Origin of the sequence: Streptococcus sp. HMSC072D07, assembly GCF_001814835.1 — a bacterium.
Taxonomy (GTDB): domain Bacteria; phylum Bacillota; class Bacilli; order Lactobacillales; family Streptococcaceae; genus Streptococcus.
On the sequence record NZ_KV818036.1, the window covers coordinates 335,025 to 350,741 of the forward strand.

Annotated in this window: 9 protein-coding genes and 1 tRNA gene; 1 reads left to right on the forward strand and 9 read right to left on the reverse strand. The window is 36.8% G+C overall.

The annotated features are described in order from the left end of the window. Window positions 1-19: 19 nt before the first annotated feature. Complete coding sequence (locus HMPREF2991_RS02460) at window positions 20-1,819, forward strand: N-acetylmuramoyl-L-alanine amidase (RefSeq protein WP_070683350.1); 1,800 nt, start codon at window positions 20-22, stop codon at window positions 1,817-1,819. Window positions 1,820-1,847: 28 nt separating this feature from the next. Here the strand turns inward: HMPREF2991_RS02460 and HMPREF2991_RS02465 are convergent, their stop codons facing one another. The 9 genes from HMPREF2991_RS02465 to HMPREF2991_RS02505 all read right to left on the reverse strand — a co-directional run bounded on the left by HMPREF2991_RS02465 (window position 1,848) and on the right by HMPREF2991_RS02505 (window position 15,682). Further along, window positions 1,848-2,165: a LiaF transmembrane domain-containing protein gene (locus HMPREF2991_RS02465; protein WP_070569104.1), complete on the reverse strand. Its 318-nt coding sequence runs from the start codon at window positions 2,163-2,165 to the stop codon at window positions 1,848-1,850. A 226-nt stretch (window positions 2,166-2,391) separates the two neighbouring features. Further along, window positions 2,392-3,261, reverse strand: a complete 870-nt coding sequence (locus HMPREF2991_RS02470) for a DUF6287 domain-containing protein (protein ID WP_049477932.1) — start codon at window positions 3,259-3,261, stop codon at window positions 2,392-2,394. Window positions 3,262-3,557: 296 nt separating this feature from the next. Then, window positions 3,558-3,630, reverse strand: a tRNA-Thr gene (locus tag HMPREF2991_RS02475). Between the two features lie 224 nt (window positions 3,631-3,854). Continuing rightward, entirely contained in the window at window positions 3,855-10,343 is a 6,489-nt protein-coding gene (locus HMPREF2991_RS02480; RefSeq protein WP_042902555.1) for a S8 family peptidase, read from the reverse strand. Between the two features lie 429 nt (window positions 10,344-10,772). Next, on the reverse strand, window positions 10,773-11,558 hold the full coding sequence (locus tag HMPREF2991_RS02485) for an ABC transporter permease (RefSeq protein ID WP_049520929.1): 786 nt from the start codon (window positions 11,556-11,558) through the stop codon (window positions 10,773-10,775). Between the two features lies 1 nt (window position 11,559). Continuing rightward, window positions 11,560-12,378: an ABC transporter permease gene (locus tag HMPREF2991_RS02490; protein WP_070569106.1), complete on the reverse strand. Its 819-nt coding sequence runs from the start codon at window positions 12,376-12,378 to the stop codon at window positions 11,560-11,562. A gap of 1 nt (window position 12,379) precedes the next feature. After that, complete coding sequence (locus tag HMPREF2991_RS02495; protein WP_070569110.1) at window positions 12,380-13,372, reverse strand: ABC transporter ATP-binding protein; 993 nt, start codon at window positions 13,370-13,372, stop codon at window positions 12,380-12,382. A 366-nt stretch (window positions 13,373-13,738) separates the two neighbouring features. Further along, on the reverse strand, window positions 13,739-14,671 hold the full coding sequence (locus tag HMPREF2991_RS02500; RefSeq protein WP_070569223.1) for an alpha/beta fold hydrolase: 933 nt from the start codon (window positions 14,669-14,671) through the stop codon (window positions 13,739-13,741). A gap of 129 nt (window positions 14,672-14,800) precedes the next feature. Beyond that, on the reverse strand, window positions 14,801-15,682 hold the full coding sequence (locus tag HMPREF2991_RS02505; protein WP_001018995.1) for a class II fructose-bisphosphate aldolase: 882 nt from the start codon (window positions 15,680-15,682) through the stop codon (window positions 14,801-14,803). Window positions 15,683-15,717: the final 35 nt, after the last annotated feature.

Sequence of the window (15,717 nt, forward strand, 5' to 3'; positions counted from 1 at the left end):
AAAAGTTAGGAAATAGAAAGTGAAAAAGATACTACTGACCAGTGCTTTAATCCTTTCAATCGCAGGATTAGCACCCGCATCCGTCTTAGGAGAAGAAAACACAACTCAATCCACATCTGCTGTCAAGGAAGCAATTGCCAAAGAAGAAAAGAAAGAATCGAGTGTTGAGGAAAACTCTAAATCAGAAGTTCTTCCGAAAGTAAATGTGCAAGAAGACAAGCCCAAAAAAGAAGGATGGTACCAAGAAAATCACCACTGGCGTTTTTACCAAGATGATAAACCTGCTTTGAACTGGAAACAAATCCAAGGCAAATGGTACTACTTCGATCAAGATGGTAATCGTCTTCATTCTACTATCTACAAAGGCTATGCCTTTGACCAAGATGGGGCTATGGTAGAAAATAGCTGGACCAAACTGGACAATCAATGGTATTATGCTGATTCCTCTGGACGACTAGCTCAGAACACCTGGAAAAAAATTAACGGCTCCTGGTACTATTTTGACCAAACTGGAAGCATGCTCAGCAACACCGCCGTTGACGGCTATCTTCTCACAAAAAGCGGAGCTATGGCAGAAAAGGGCTGGACTAAATTAGACCAAATTTGGTATTATGTCGCTCCTTCTGGAAAAATCTCACAGGATAAATGGGAGAAAATCAACGGTTCTTGGTATTACTTTGACAAAGACGGTGGAATGCTGAGTGCGACAACCTTCAAGGGCTACCTCTTCAACCAGAGTGGAGCTATGGCAGAAAACAACTGGGTCAAAATCAAGGATACTTGGTTCTATGCAAACGGGTCAGGGAGATATGTCCAAGAAAACTGGCAAAAGATTCAGGGTTCCTGGTACTCATTTGACCAGAATGGTGGGATGCTAGCAGACAAATGGAAAGAAAGCTACTACCTCAAAACCAGTGGAGCCATGGCGGAGAATGAGTGGATCTTCGATAAAGCCTACAAGAGCTGGTTCTATCTAAAAGCGGATGGCCGTTATGCAAATCAGGAGTGGATTGGAGCATACTACCTCAAGTCAGGTGGTTACATGGCAAAGAGCGAATGGATTTACGATAACTCTGACAAAGCACGCTACTACCTAGATGATAATGGACATTATGTTTCAGGAACTTACAAGATAGACGGTAAGGAACACCTGTTCCAAAAATACGGCCAATGGATTTCTGAAGTTTCAACTGAAGGCGGATTTACAAAAGGCCTATACAGCAATACCATTTTCCTAGATCCTGGGCATGGTGGTCGAGATTCAGGTGCCTTTTACTACAATGTAGCTGAAAAAGATCTCAACATGCAGATTTACCGTAAGCTTCGTACTAAGTTAGAAGAACTAGGCTACAAGGTCCTCACTTCTCGTGATAGTGATATTGACGTTGATTTTGTTACCGAACGTTCTCGTATGGTTAATAAGACCAACTCTGATATTTTTATCAGTATTCACTTCAACGCTACTGGTAATACCTACTCAAAAGCGAGCGGTATTCAAACCTACTCCTATAGCGATGAACCTGATTATCCAAGTAAGATTAATAAATACTGGCACAATCACCCAGATCGTATGAGTGAAAGCAAACGCCTCGCCGCTGCCATCCACTCCTCTCTTCTAGCAGAAACAGGGGCCAAGGATGCTGGCCTGTTGGAGAGTAGCTATGCCGTCCTACGCGAAACAGCCAAACCAGCTGTCCTCCTAGAGCTTGGATATATGGATAATTTCTCCGAAAACCAACAAATCAGAGATAGCCGCTACCAAGATAAACTGGTCGCAGGTATTGTGAAAGGGATCCAAAAATATTACGCTGGTCAGTAAAAAAAGTCTCGAGAAATCTCGAGACTTTTTATTTATCTTCTTTTTTATCCTTATCAGGAAAGAGGTAGCCAAGTCCTACACAAGCTAGCACACCGGCACCAATCACCAAACCACTTGAAATTGGCAAGAGATCAAAAATAGCATTTGCAATGATAAAGGCAATGATCAAGCACATCAAGCTAGTCTTGTAGTCTTTTTTCAAAAAGTTTTCTAGCATGAAATAGAGGAACAATCCTACCGGAATGAGTGACCAGAGGTTGACATCCAAACTTGGCCATCCAACAGATCCGAAATACAATACTAGCGCTGCTGCTACTAAAAATACAAGTCCCAATAATTTTTTCATTTTTTTGTCTCCATTTTCTTTTTTATTGACTTGAGTTGTCTGATACTGACCCCTCACGTCCCTTACATGAACCATTATAGCAGAGGATTTTTTCAAGAACAAGCCCTTTTGCCTATCTGGTCAATATCTCTGTCTAAGTGGTTGAGTATTTGTAACAAAAGAAAAAGAAGCCCATTAGAGCTTCTTGATTTTGCCGATTGTAACAGTATTTTTGAACGAATACCATCTAGTTTTTCTTTTCCTTTGACTCTAGAGAAGATTTGATTGATTCACGATCTGCTTGCAATTGAGCTAAGTTCTTTTCTGCTTCCTCAAGTTTACTGGTATCTGGTTTCACACGATAATAAACATTTTCTGGTTTCATTAACATCGCTCCATACTCTTGCCCAGAAAGTAGTCTTTCCTCAGCATGGTTGCTTTTATCCGTAATCTTTCCGTCATCAGCAGGTTGCATAACAACTCCACTTGGCACAGCTACTACTACAAATCCTCCAGCAACAGAATCTTTTACCCATGCACTGATAGACGCTGTCTCAGGGTTACGACTATCTTGTCCTTTTGATACCTTTAATCCAACTAGAGATTCGTACTTTTGATCATTTGTAAACCAAGTCGCACGTACTTCTCCAGAATCATTAATAATGTATTCATTACCAGATTGACTACGCCAAGTACCTTCTAAACTAGACAAGTCATTGTTCTTGATTGCTTCAATATCTAATTTTGGAACAGCAGTTTCTTTCTTGAACTTGCTAACAAGTGCTTCTGCTTCCGTAATTTTGGTATCTAAAGCAGTCAGTTGATCCTTGAGTTTCTGAATTTCCTCTTGTTTATCCTTATCAGTCTCATCTGTTTTTCCTTGGCTTGTAGACGCTTGACTTGTTGACTCTGTAGTTGAAACAGCAGACGTTGCTTGATTTGACTCTTTCTTTACAATCAGAAAATATGAGAAAATACTTACCAAGATAAGAGTGACTAAAACAGCGAGTGCTATGCCAATATAGATTTTTATTTTTTTATTTGGAGTCAACTTTGATTCTGACCGCTTACGTCCGTTAATCTCTTCAAATTGTCTTTCCCGTTCTTTCTTATTCATAATTTTCTCCTTTTTGATTTATATTCAGCCAAGTTTGCGAGACTTCATTCGTTACTATCCATGAACTTTTATGACTTTTTAAAAAAATCAAAGCAAAAATTTCTAGAATAATTAACAGCCTATAGTCCTCTAAAACGGAACGAAAACAAGTGCTTATTAAAATATATTATACCACAAAATATAAATTTTAGTTTTAATTTATAAGTAGGAGTTTCTGACGTTAAATAGAACCTATCTCAAACGTTCCACCTTTCCTATATTTACAAAAAAAGAAGCCCGTTTGGACTTCTTGATTCTGCCGATTGCAGGGCTTGAACCTGTGACCTACGCGTTACGAGTGCGTTGCTCTACCAACTGAGCTAAATCGGCGATTACCCTTTTAGTATAGCACTCTGAGAATAGATGTCAAGAAATTTTTATCTCCATTAGAAAAAGCCTGTCCTGAGACAAGGCTTTTACATATATCTCTATTAAATCTCCCATTTTCATAGAAATCTAAATAATATATTTATAAATCAATACTTTCACAAAACTATGTCATCACCTCACTATCTAATCTCAGTACATAAACCATTTTTTCTATAGCTTTTGTCTTAATCTTTATTTTTTCTCTTCAATCCAAGAAAAGCTCCTACTATAAACATGATTCCGGCAGCTAATAGTGTCTGGGCTCCGCTTGCTGTTCCGGTTTTTGGCAACTCATTAGGATTGTTACTAGTTGATTTACTATTGATGTTGGTATTTTTATTAGTTAAGTTTCCTTGTTCATTTAGATAAATGTTCTTGTTAATTTCAAAGTTTTTATCATTTTCATCAGAAACAATACTGTTGACATCATTAGTTGAATTAGATTGTGTTTTTTCTTTCTTTTTCGATACATCAAAAGTAGGTTTATTTTCCTCCTCCTTTTTCTCCTCTATTTTCTTGAATACAGGTTTTATAAAGGTATCTTTTGATAGATTAAGAACATAGCCAGCGTCTTTTTTCCCTTCGAAACCAGAAATTTCCCAACCATCAAATTGGTATCCTTTTTCTAATTCACCCATATAGACAGGTAACATAAAATCTTCTTCCGACACTATCGTTGAACTCATTTCTTTTCCATTTTGAATTGTCACAGTCACCGTATGAGGTTTTAATTCGCTTACCTCTCCCGTATCTTTGTTTAAAATGAATTCTTTTACGGTTGTATTTCTTGCGAAATCTTTTACAACAATCTTAATGTTTAGTGTCTTATCTGTTAGTTGTTTAATATCATCAAATGATTTGTATTCTTTTCCATTAACATAAATATGTTGTTCTTGAATCTCACCATCGAATCCATTATTTCTTTTATCATTGATGTTAAAGACTACAGATTTTCCATTAGCATATTCGATACTAGTATTTCCTTTTGGATCAATCTTTACTTCTGGTTTGACATTATCATATAAAAATTGATAATGTACTCCAACCGCTTTCGCATTCAAATCGCTATAGCCAGTTTGAAGATAAACATTTCCATCCATATCTGTTACCTTATCTGGGAATCCGTTTGCTTTATAGTCTTTCATCCCCCAGTCCATGATGTCACCGTCTTTAACATTAAGCTTAATGTTAAAATCTCTAGTGTTATCAATGTGTAAATCTCCGTAGATTAAATAATTATCTACAACCGATTCATTAACTCTCAACTCCCAGTTAAAACCACCCTTATCAGAAATCTTACCTCTTAAATAAAATTCTGGATTTCGTACATAAATTTTATTAGTTTTAGATGGATTAAAGTAGTTCTTGTCCATTGAAAGATTTACTGGTTTTGCATCAATAAATAACGTAGAGCCATCTTCTTTTATAGCTTCTACATTGGACTTATCCTCTCCTGTGTACTCTTTACCATCCTTACCAAATAATACAAGTTTAGAAGGATCTGTCACAAGATTTCCATCGTTATCGATTGCCTCCCCTTTATCATTCATTTTAAATGTAAACACTTGATACCTTACAATGTTAAAGCCGTCCAAAGCCGACATTAATACTGATTGAGTACTTCTTCCATCTTCAACATTTCTACTATCAGCATAAATTGTTGTTTCTGATAAAACTCTTAGATTAGGATTGGCCTTTTGGATTTTTGCTATATCTTCCTTGTTATAGACTCCATTCCCTTCTAACATATCCGTTTTTCCAGGATTATAGGTAGTCACTTTTAGTGCATAGCCTTTTCTCAGAATGATGTTATCCTTTAATAGATATTGTTGTTTTTCTGAATCAGAATAGATTTTACCAGATTCCATGTCCGTTAAATTATTTGGTTTATTTTTTGAAAGATCTCCTTCTCCTAATTCTATTACATTCCCATAACTTGATGCATACGGATATTCTGCTTTAGTTTCCTTATTTTTTTCAGGCATTCTAATTTTAGTTTCAGCTTTTATCTGACCATCATCTTTGACAAAAAACCTCATATCTCCTGCAAAAGCTAATCCATCCACAATATCATTAATATTAGCGTATAAATCAAATGTCATCGTTTTTGAATGGGAATCATACTTGGTCGTTTTGATTTCTATCGATTTATAGTTATTTCCATAGTATACCTTGGCATTTTTAGAAACATTACTGATCTTTCCAAGAATTTCAAAGTGTCCATCTTTAGATGGGTTTAGAATGCCATAAATTTTTGATTTGATTTCATCAAGTTTTTCAGTTTCATATTCTAAGGCACTACCATCGTCATAAGCAATGATATTTCCCTTATCATCGTATTTATAATCGTATTCCTCTATTCTCTTACCAGTTTCACTTGTAAAGTCATCAACTTCTCTAAATTTCTTTTTAATGAGTTTCTTTAAATCTTTGCTTTCAAAGTCTCTAATTGTTGAAATTGTTTTATGAATAGTCAAGCTAGATTTTTCTTCGGTAGCCTCTTCATTTTCTTGATGATGTTCTACTTCAGTTGTATCTTTTTTAAGACTATCCTCTTTTCTATTTTCTAAATTTTTAAATTTAGATTCGGAAATCTCGCCAAGCTTTTGGTATTTAGATGAATCTTGATCAGGATCTACTAGATAATAGGAAATCATCCCATTTTTATCAGCATGATCAGCAAATTTAATTCTATGAATCTTTGTGAAATTGCTAGAACCGTCTAATGCAATCACTTCAATGATTTTTCCTCTTAAATCTCCTGCACCTTTAATTTCATAAATGGTATTTCCGTCTTTGTCAAGTTTTCTATTTCGTCCTTGACCCTCACCTGCATAAGTGACTTCAAGATTTTTCTCAACCTCTCCATCTTCATTAACAAGAGCGGCCCCAGCATACCAAACTTCGTTGGCAATCTCGTCAAATTTTTCAGGATGTTCTTTTTGATCTCTCGCAAATAGCGTTTCATTCTTATATTGCTCTTTGACCTTGTGATAAGTATCCTTTGTAATTAACTTAATTTTTCCAGGGTTTGAAAAATCAATTGAAACAATCTTTGGAGGGGTGTTATCAATTTTTACAGGAATATAGGAAACCTGCCATGGGTAATCCTTGGTTAATCTATATTTAAATTTATAGAAATATTGGCCTTCCGCAATCGGTTCAAATTGTCCTCGTATCTTAGTAGCAGGATCTTTTTTGTCATTACTTTCTGGGGCATTTTCTTCTCTACCTCTAGGGTTATAAATGAGTCCATCCCATTTCAAGTCACCCCAAACTTTTAGCTTAGAAGATTTAATGCCCTTTGCATCATTTCTTTTAGAGTTTAAAATTCCTTTAATAAAGTGTTCTCTCGAAATGACTTTTAAGTCTTTTTGATTTTCTCCTTCTTTATTTGTATTTACTATTGAAATCACCCCTTCTTCTGCACTTCTTAATACAAGTGGAGAAGGCGTTAATCCTCTCTCAAGTTGAGCATCTTGAGGATTTCCATTTGAATCTAAAGGATAGATTTTAGCAATATTAGAGCCACTTGATGAAGGTGCGTTGATTCCTTCGTTATTGAAAGCAAATAATTCTGGATTTTGATCTAGGGATGTTGTATTTTTATCTTTTCTATTTTGGATAACTCCTGCTGGATTAAATTTATCTATACCATGTTCTCCACCAATCCCCTTATTTAAGGTACCTGGAATTTTTGGTTTACCATCATCATCATAACCTTCCATTGCTTTTGATTTTGATCCTTCTTCCCAGGCCCATTTATCAAGGATTGGTTCGTGGTTCCAATTCCCAGCAAATCCCATTAGAGGCATCGACAAAGAAGGTTGGAAGTTTCTTTTCTTACCGTTGGAGTTTAGAGCTTCCATTTCTTCCACTGACTCAAAATGAATAAATGATTCTACAAATTTATTTTTGTTTTTAGCTTCTCCAACATTTATAACCGCATTTAAATCAAAGCTGGAATTTGGACCTATAGTGAAAGTATCATGCTCAAATGTGATATTTGCTCCTTTGACTTTTTCTGGGTGAATTTCTGGAACAATTTGCTTCCCGTCCGGAGATTTTTCATCTTTATATGTTTCATCGAGTTTTAGCCTATCAGTTAGAGCATCTGTAGTTACAGTTGATGCAGAAACTTTAAAGGTTAAAGGTCTGTTTGAGGTATTGTGAAGCTTAATTGTAAAGTATTTTTTATCACCTTTTATTTCTTTAAGAGAAATGGAACCATATGAATTTACCAAACCTTTAGAATCTGTATTTTTGAAAGTTGCTACAACTTCATTTCTCAAAGCGTTGGCAACATTAATTAGCCCCGCTCCCTGCTGTCTAGGTGATGCAAAGTATTGACTCTTTTCTTTCCAAGAGGTTGCATCCATCATAGGTCTTGCAGTATTTTGTAGAGCTATTTTTGTAAGACTTGTAAGGTCTATTTTGTCATCTCCCTTAAGATTTTTCAAGACAGGTCTTTCAAGCAATTCCTTTAATTTTGGTCGAATCAAAACAGTAGAAGCTGCTACGATTGGAGTTGCCATACTAGTTCCTGACATATAACCATAAGTGGATTTACCATTGATAACATTTAGAGTGGATTTAATATTTTTACCAGGTGCTGAAACATCCGGTTTTAAAAGCAAGTCTGTTCTTGGCCCCCAAGATGTAGACCCTGCTGGGACTATAATATCTTCTTTATAAAGTTCTTTGTCTGTGTCAGCTGCAAATTTAAAGTCAATTTCTTTTTCATCACCTACATTCGGTTTATTAGAATTATAGCTTTCCATATCAATTGGATAGTATTGTTCTAAGTTATCTTTAAAATCTTCCTTATTATTTCTTTTGACTTCAGTTTTTTTATCAGGGTTAATCATGTTCCATAATTTTACACCATCATCTCCTGAAATTGAAAATACTTGACTAGTAGTCCCTTCATCCGCTTCATATCCCATAGCTGGAAGGTCTGTCCAATTATCTCTATTGTAGTAATTTACAGTATTTACAACCATAATGGCACGTGCGCCTTTATCCGTTGCTCTTTTAAAAGCATCTTTTAAATCCTTGGTATAAATTCTATCCATTACTGCAATTTTGCCCTTAAGATCCAAGCCTATCAAATCTTTGTCTTGACCTTTGCCTATATATACAAATTTTAATTTATTTGGAGTTTTTGACCCATCCTCATTTGTTAGGATTTTATTTTTATCGAAAAAAGCTCCTATATTTCTGTATTTAAAACTTTGTCCTCCAATGTTAACCTTATCAAACTCAATGGTTTGATTTTTAGCAGAAGCGACCGCTATCGCATCTTCATGTGCGGCAGTTCGTGTTACATTTCCAGTATCTGTCATTTTCAGATTATTATTGGCTACTAAATCCCAAGAAGAACTTGAAGCAGAAGTCGCAAAATTACCTGTAGCAACAACCATTGGGATTCCAGCTTTTCTTAATGCTCTAATAGCCTCCCAATATTTCTCGCCTACAAGACCTGTTCCCGTAAAGCCAGATGATACCGAAACAACATCGACATTGTGTTTGATCGAATCTTCAATAGCATGAAACATTGTTTCATCACCCGCGAACCCAGATCCTGCGTCAGAGTACATTTTATAAGAGAAAATTTGTGCATTAGGCGCAATTCCATCTATGCCATTAAAGTTCTTGATATCTTTTTCAGTATCATTTCCAGCAAGAATCCCTGCAATATGCATCCCATGTGGGTCAAAATAATCCCTACCATCATCATATTTTTCTACAGTGATTTTACCACCATTATAATAATTGAACGCATGAGGGATTTTATCACTCAACCAATAATTTTTATCAGTGCCTTTTAAATCTTCTTTTTTAAATTTCATTGAGTCTTTGGCATCATCATCGATCCTCATAGCCTTATGCCTATAATCTGTTCCAGTATCGATATTTGAAATGACCATACCTCTACCATCAAAATTTTTCCCAAATGGAGCATTAATAGACTTTAGGTAATCAATAGCTTCCTCAACTCCAATTTCCTTTCTGGCATGATTCATCATTGGTTGGACTTTTTGTGATCGTTCAACCGACGAAACACCTTCCATTTGTTTAATTTTGTCCAAATTATCTGGAGTTGTTTCAATGGCAGCGCCATTAAAAATCGTATTATAGGTATATAAAACTTTTGTATCCTCAAGATTGGATAGTTCCTTAATTACTTTTTCTCCAGATTCTTTATCTTTAAATTCAGCAATATAGACAAGTTTATCTTCTTTTTTAGGATTTTCTGTATCTTTATTTACAAATGAGTTCGCATCATCTCCTTTGGATTGATTGGAGTCTTCTTTGATACTTGCTCCTTCGTTACTAGTTTTTTTGTCTATCTTAGGCTTTCTACTAACAACTTCTTTTTCCTCAATAACTGTTGTCTTCTTCTCCTCAGTATCCTTTGAAGTTTCTATAACATTATGAAGTTCTTCAGATTGTTCATTTTTTTCTGTTTCTTTATCTGCTACTACTTTTTCTTTACCAGAAATTTTTAAAGCATCTTCAGAACTAGGTGCATCTGCTACTACTTTTTCTTTATCAGAAATTCTTAAAGCATCTTCAGAACTAGGTGCATCTGCTAAAATTACCTCATTGGGGGCATATGCTGCTAAAATAACTGCAGCAGTAGTTAATGACAATACCGTACTTTTTTTCATTATAATTCCTTCATTTTTTATTTTAAACCCAATAGATAGAAAACTTTAACCTTGCTAGCCTTTGTTATAAAAAGTTTTATGACGTATTATCTAGTGGGATAGAGTAGTACATTTATATATAATTGTTAGCTCTCTGAAAAATAGTATATCAATTAAAAAATTTTAAGTCAAGAAAAATTAACACGCATTAATTTTTTTTTTAATGTACATTAAAAAATATAAACCCAAAACTTTCGTAGTTAACTGGGATACATTATCAGCACATTCACACCATCAAAAATAGTAGCAATTAACTGGAATAACTACCAAAATCGCAAAAAGGGGTATGGATAGAATTTATGCCTTAATAAACATGCAAAAACAACCGCTATAATTTTCAACGGTTGTTTGTAACATATTTAATTTTTAACTCTCATCCTATCTTATCTCTTACGAACCCGCACTTTCGTAGGCATCCAAGCCCCTATCCCAGAGTTTTAAAGAAATAACAAAGAAAACAAGGGAAATCAACATCAACCCACCAATGTTAAAGAGCCCGTCTTTGTCCTGCAAGAAATAGCTGGCAGGATAGTAGGCCGTAAAGGCGAAAGGCACGATAAAGCTAATCAACCAACGAAGAAGCGAATTATAAATGGAAATCGGATACTTGGCAAAGTCATTAAACATATAAAAAATGTAAATCATGGCGCCTGACTGCTTGGTCCAAAAAGCGATACTGGCAGTCGCGATTTTCAAGGAAGTATAGATTAAGGTCGCAAAAGGAATGCAGACTAGAAAAATCAGGAATTTTGGAAGAGTCCAAGCAATGCTTGATACTGTTGTCGCTAGTAAAATTCCACCGACCAATAGTTCGCCCAAGGCATCAATCTGAAAGGTCTCAACCAAGATGTGAAAGAGAGGATTGATAGGACGCGTCAGGTACTTGTCAAACTCTCCTTTTCGCACCAAACGTTGCCCCAGAGCCCAGAGATTGTCAAAAAAGAGATGATCTAGTCCCTTGGGAATTAAGGAAAATCCATAGATAAAGGCGATTTCTTGAAAAGTCCAGCCTTCTAAGGAAGGAATGTGTTGAAAGAGCACATTGAGAAACAAGAGGTTCAGGCCTTGAGTCAGAAAAACTCCTAACACGCCCACCACAAAATCGACCTTGTATTCCATGATTTGCTTGATGTATTGTCTGATAAAAATCAAATGCATGCGTTGATATTTTTTCATACTAACCTCCTTGAATAGTGATAAAGGACTGGACTCGTTTCCATATCAACTGAGACAAGCCCACCATCACTATGAGCCAGAAGAACTGTAGCAAAAGCGCCTGAAGAATCTGACTGGCATCGTATTTCCCAACAATGATCATAACTGGAGTATAAATCAAAGATGAAAAAGGCAAGAAGGACAAAATATCAGAAACAATCTTTGGAAAGAAAGCCAAGGGAATCAGACTTCCAGACATAAAGGCCACTATAGAAGTCTTGAGTAGATTGGAACCCCATAGATTTTTAAAGACAAAGGCTGAAAATCCAAAGCAGATATTAAAGAAAAAATTGATCAGGTAGGCTAGGGTTAAGCTAAAGAGATAAAGGATGGTTAATCCCAGTACTTCTACAATTCCTTGCCCAGATAAAATTTTCATCAAGACAATGACACTTAAAAATGGCAGTCCAACAGAGATAAAAATCAACCACTTGGATCCAAGCTCTGTAAAGAGGTAAGAAGCCGCAAAATGCACTGGTCGCAACAAACGCATGATAATGGAACCATCCTTGACCTCCTCCCCAATCATAAAGGAGCTATCTGACCTGGTCAAAAGATTAGTCACAAAACTCATGATGATGTAAAGGGTGATATCTGCCATGCTAAAGCCCTGAATCAAAGACTCTTGCGAGGAATCAAAGACCGCCTTCCAGAGATAGAAAGCCACAAAAGCTCCCATGACATCACCAATCCGATAGAGAATAAAGTTGACTCGATAGCTAATCAACTCCTGAATCCCTGCATTGATAAAGGGTTTATAACGTCTCCACAATTTGACCATCTTAGAGCTCCTTACGATAGAAGCGACGGATAATATCCTCAATATCCGTATCCACCATCTTCAAATCGCGGATTTCAAAATCAGACAGGGTTTGCTTGATAATATCAGCCGACTGGTAGCGGGAACTGTCGAATTCAATATTGAGGCTGTTTCCTTGTCTATCAATGGTCATATCCGAAGAGCCTTCATAGTGAGAGACAAGATGACTTTGCCCTGGTAGCAGTTCAAAGGAAAGAGTCTTCATCTTGCCAAAGGTTTCCTTGAGCTGGCTAACCGTTCCATCAAAAATCTCTTGCCCCTTATCAATCATAAAAATTCGATCACAGAGTTGCTCAATGTCGCTCAGGTCGTGAGTGGTCAAGAGAATGGTTGTTTCTTCCTCTTGATTGATCTGAGTAATTGCCCGACGAATATTGTCCTTGACCGAAACATCCAAACCAATGGTCGGCTCATCTAAAAAGAGAACCTTGGGATTGTGAAGCAAGGAAGCCGCAATGTCCGCCCTCATCCGTTGCCCCAGTGAAAGAGTTCGCACAGGATCCTTGATAAATTCCTTCAAATCCAAGACTTCATTCAAAAAATCCATGCGTTTATGAAAGAGCGAGTCTGGCACATCGTATATCTCTTTCAAGACCGTATAGGTCTCTTGCAGTGCCAAATCCCACCATAGCTGGGTGCGTTGTCCAAAGACAACCCCGATATCCTTGACATAGTCTTGACGATTGTCCTGTGGAATCTTGCCGTTAATCCGACAAAAACCAGATGTCGGTTTTAAAATTCCTGTCAGCATTTTGATGGTTGTCGACTTCCCAGCACCATTGGCCCCGATAAAGCCTAAAATCTGGCCCTTTGGTACCTCGAAGGTCAAATCCTTGACCGCTTCAAAAGTCTGCTTTTCAGGATGAATAAAGGAGCGCAAAGCCCCCTTTAATCCAGGTTCCTTTACTGTCTTCACAAAATTTTTCTGAAGATGTTCCACTTCTATCATTGCCATATCTATCTCCCTGTCGCAAGGAATAGCAACATTGTATTTTTGACTACAAAAATTCTAAATCCTTACCTTCTAAACCCTCTACATTTTATTATTACAGAAGGCCTTATACCAAACTATTATAGTCCAATAAAAAACGGAATGCAAGCGTTTGCCTGTAGATTATAAAATTAGAAATTTCACTCTTAAAATAATAGTTTTAATCAAAAATTCTGGTTTGATATTTTCCTTAAAACATCAAAAAAACCTGCCCAATGGGCAGGATTTTGGGTAAGAAAAAGAATTTTTTTAATCGAAAAAATTCACGATTCTACTGTTAATTCTTCAGCATTTAATTATTGGCATCAATCCAAATAGATTTATAACCTCTCAATTATTCTCTAAAAATTCTTTAATGCGAGAAACAATAGCATCGCTTTGATAATGATAGAGGTCATGAGGAGCATCCATATAAACGACTTGAACATTAGACTGGTCGCTTGCAAATCTCTCTGCATAACGTTGCCATTCTGATTGGCTAAAACTAGTACCATCACCATTAGAAACCATTAGTAAGGCCGGAATTTTCGGATTAATGTTTGAAGTAACTTTCTTGGCATTTTCCTTTACCGTTTGGGATTCATGAAACATAGCTTGTGACATCAACTGCTTATAAGCTAGAAGTTTATATTGTTTTCGTTCACTTTCGATCAGAGTTTGATTTTTTATATAAAAGGACTCAGGGAAATAACGTAATAACCCAATCTTGCTACTCCAATATGCCACAGTGAGCAAGGTCTGATTCTCCTTTAAATCTTCATAACTTGATGGCAATGCCCAATCTAAACCAATCAAAGCTTTCACTTCATCAGGAAACTTCTCTTGCCAAGCCAGACTCTCTAGACTAGCCATGGAATGAGACAGAATGATAAACGGCCCTGTGATATTTGCTTGCGAAAGAGCTTGGCGAGTCTCAGACAAAACCTCCATCACATCTCTTGAATGATTGCTATCATCACTATAACCATATCCCGCCCGCTCCACGATAACTACCTTATACTGTTTCGATAAGGATTCCGATACTTCTTTAAAATCCAATATAGGAGAAGCAATACCAGCACCTGAGAGAACAACAATAGTCTCAGGACCATCCCCTTCAACGTAAACATTTATTTGATGTCCATTGACGAGAACTTGTTGCCCCATAGGTGTCAGTGAGGCTTTTTCCTTTTCCAAACTGATACGGTGAAAGATGAATGTAGCGAGCAAAAACAAAAGAATAAAACTAAGAAAGCCAAGAAACCATTTTTTCAGTATTTTCATAGCATTATTGTACAAAAAATAGAACCTTTTAGCAACTTAAGATTGGTTCTTCTACAGTATATTCGCTATATATCCAGACACCAAAAAACCTACCCAATGGGCAGGTTTCATCTGTATTGTTCAGCTAGATTATGCTTTACCTTCTGAACCGAATACGTCGATACGTTCTTCAACTGATGCTTGGATAGCTTTTACACCGTCAGCCAAGAATTTACGTGGGTCGAAGAGTTTTTTCTTGTCGTATTCTGCTTCGTTTGCTTCGTAGTCACGAGCAAATTTACGAGTTGCGTTAGCGAATGCGATTTGGCATTCAGTGTTAACGTTAACTTTCGCAACACCAAGTTTGATAGCTGCTTGGATTTGGTCATCAGGAATACCTGAACCACCGTGCAATACGATTGGGAAGCCTGGAAGAGCTTCTGTCAATTTCTTCAAGTGGTCAAGGTCAAGACCTTCCCAGTTTGCTGGGTAAGGACCGTGGATGTTACCGATACCAGCTGCCAAGAAGTCGATACCAGTTGCAACCATTGCTTTAGCGTCTTCGATTGGAGCCAATTCACCTTTACCGATGATACCGTCTTCTTCACCACCGATAGTACCAACTTCAGCTTCTACTGAGATACCTTTAGCGTGTGCTTTTTCAACAACGTCTTTAGCCAATTTAAGGTTTTCTTCAACTGGAAGGTGTGAACCGTCAAACATGATTGAAGTGTAACCAACTTCGATACACTCAAGTGCATCTTCGTAGTGACCGTGGTCAAGATGGATAGCTACTGGTACAGTGATACCCATTGACTCAACAAGGTTAGCGATCAAGTTGCGAGCAACTTTGTAACCACCCATGTATTTAGCAGCACCCATTGAAGTTTGGATCAAAACTGGAGCTTTTTTAGCTTCTGCTGCACGCAAGATAGCTTGAGTCCACTCAAGGTTGTTTGTGTTAAATCCACCAACTGCATAACCGTTGTCACGAGCTGCTTGGACAAATTTTTCTGCTGAAACGATTGCCATTTGTCAGGCCTCCTATATATTTTTTGGGACATCCC

What these genes read in the sequence shown, in the direction of transcription:
- HMPREF2991_RS02465 (WP_070569104.1), bottom strand. Translation starts at nt 2,165, where the DNA reads ATGAAAAAATTATTGGGACTTGTATTTTTAGTAGCAGCAGCGCTAGTA.
- HMPREF2991_RS02470 (WP_049477932.1), bottom strand. Translation starts at nt 3,261, where the DNA reads ATGAATAAGAAAGAACGGGAAAGACAATTTGAAGAGATTAACGGACGT.
- HMPREF2991_RS02480 (WP_042902555.1), bottom strand. Translation starts at nt 10,343, where the DNA reads ATGAAAAAAAGTACGGTATTGTCATTAACTACTGCTGCAGTTATTTTA.
- HMPREF2991_RS02485 (WP_049520929.1), bottom strand. Translation starts at nt 11,558, where the DNA reads ATGAAAAAATATCAACGCATGCATTTGATTTTTATCAGACAATACATC.
- HMPREF2991_RS02490 (WP_070569106.1), bottom strand. Translation starts at nt 12,378, where the DNA reads ATGGTCAAATTGTGGAGACGTTATAAACCCTTTATCAATGCAGGGATT.
- HMPREF2991_RS02495 (WP_070569110.1), bottom strand. Translation starts at nt 13,372, where the DNA reads ATGGCAATGATAGAAGTGGAACATCTTCAGAAAAATTTTGTGAAGACA.
- HMPREF2991_RS02500 (WP_070569223.1), bottom strand. Translation starts at nt 14,671, where the DNA reads ATGAAAATACTGAAAAAATGGTTTCTTGGCTTTCTTAGTTTTATTCTT.
- HMPREF2991_RS02505 (WP_001018995.1), bottom strand. Translation starts at nt 15,682, where the DNA reads ATGGCAATCGTTTCAGCAGAAAAATTTGTCCAAGCAGCTCGTGACAAC.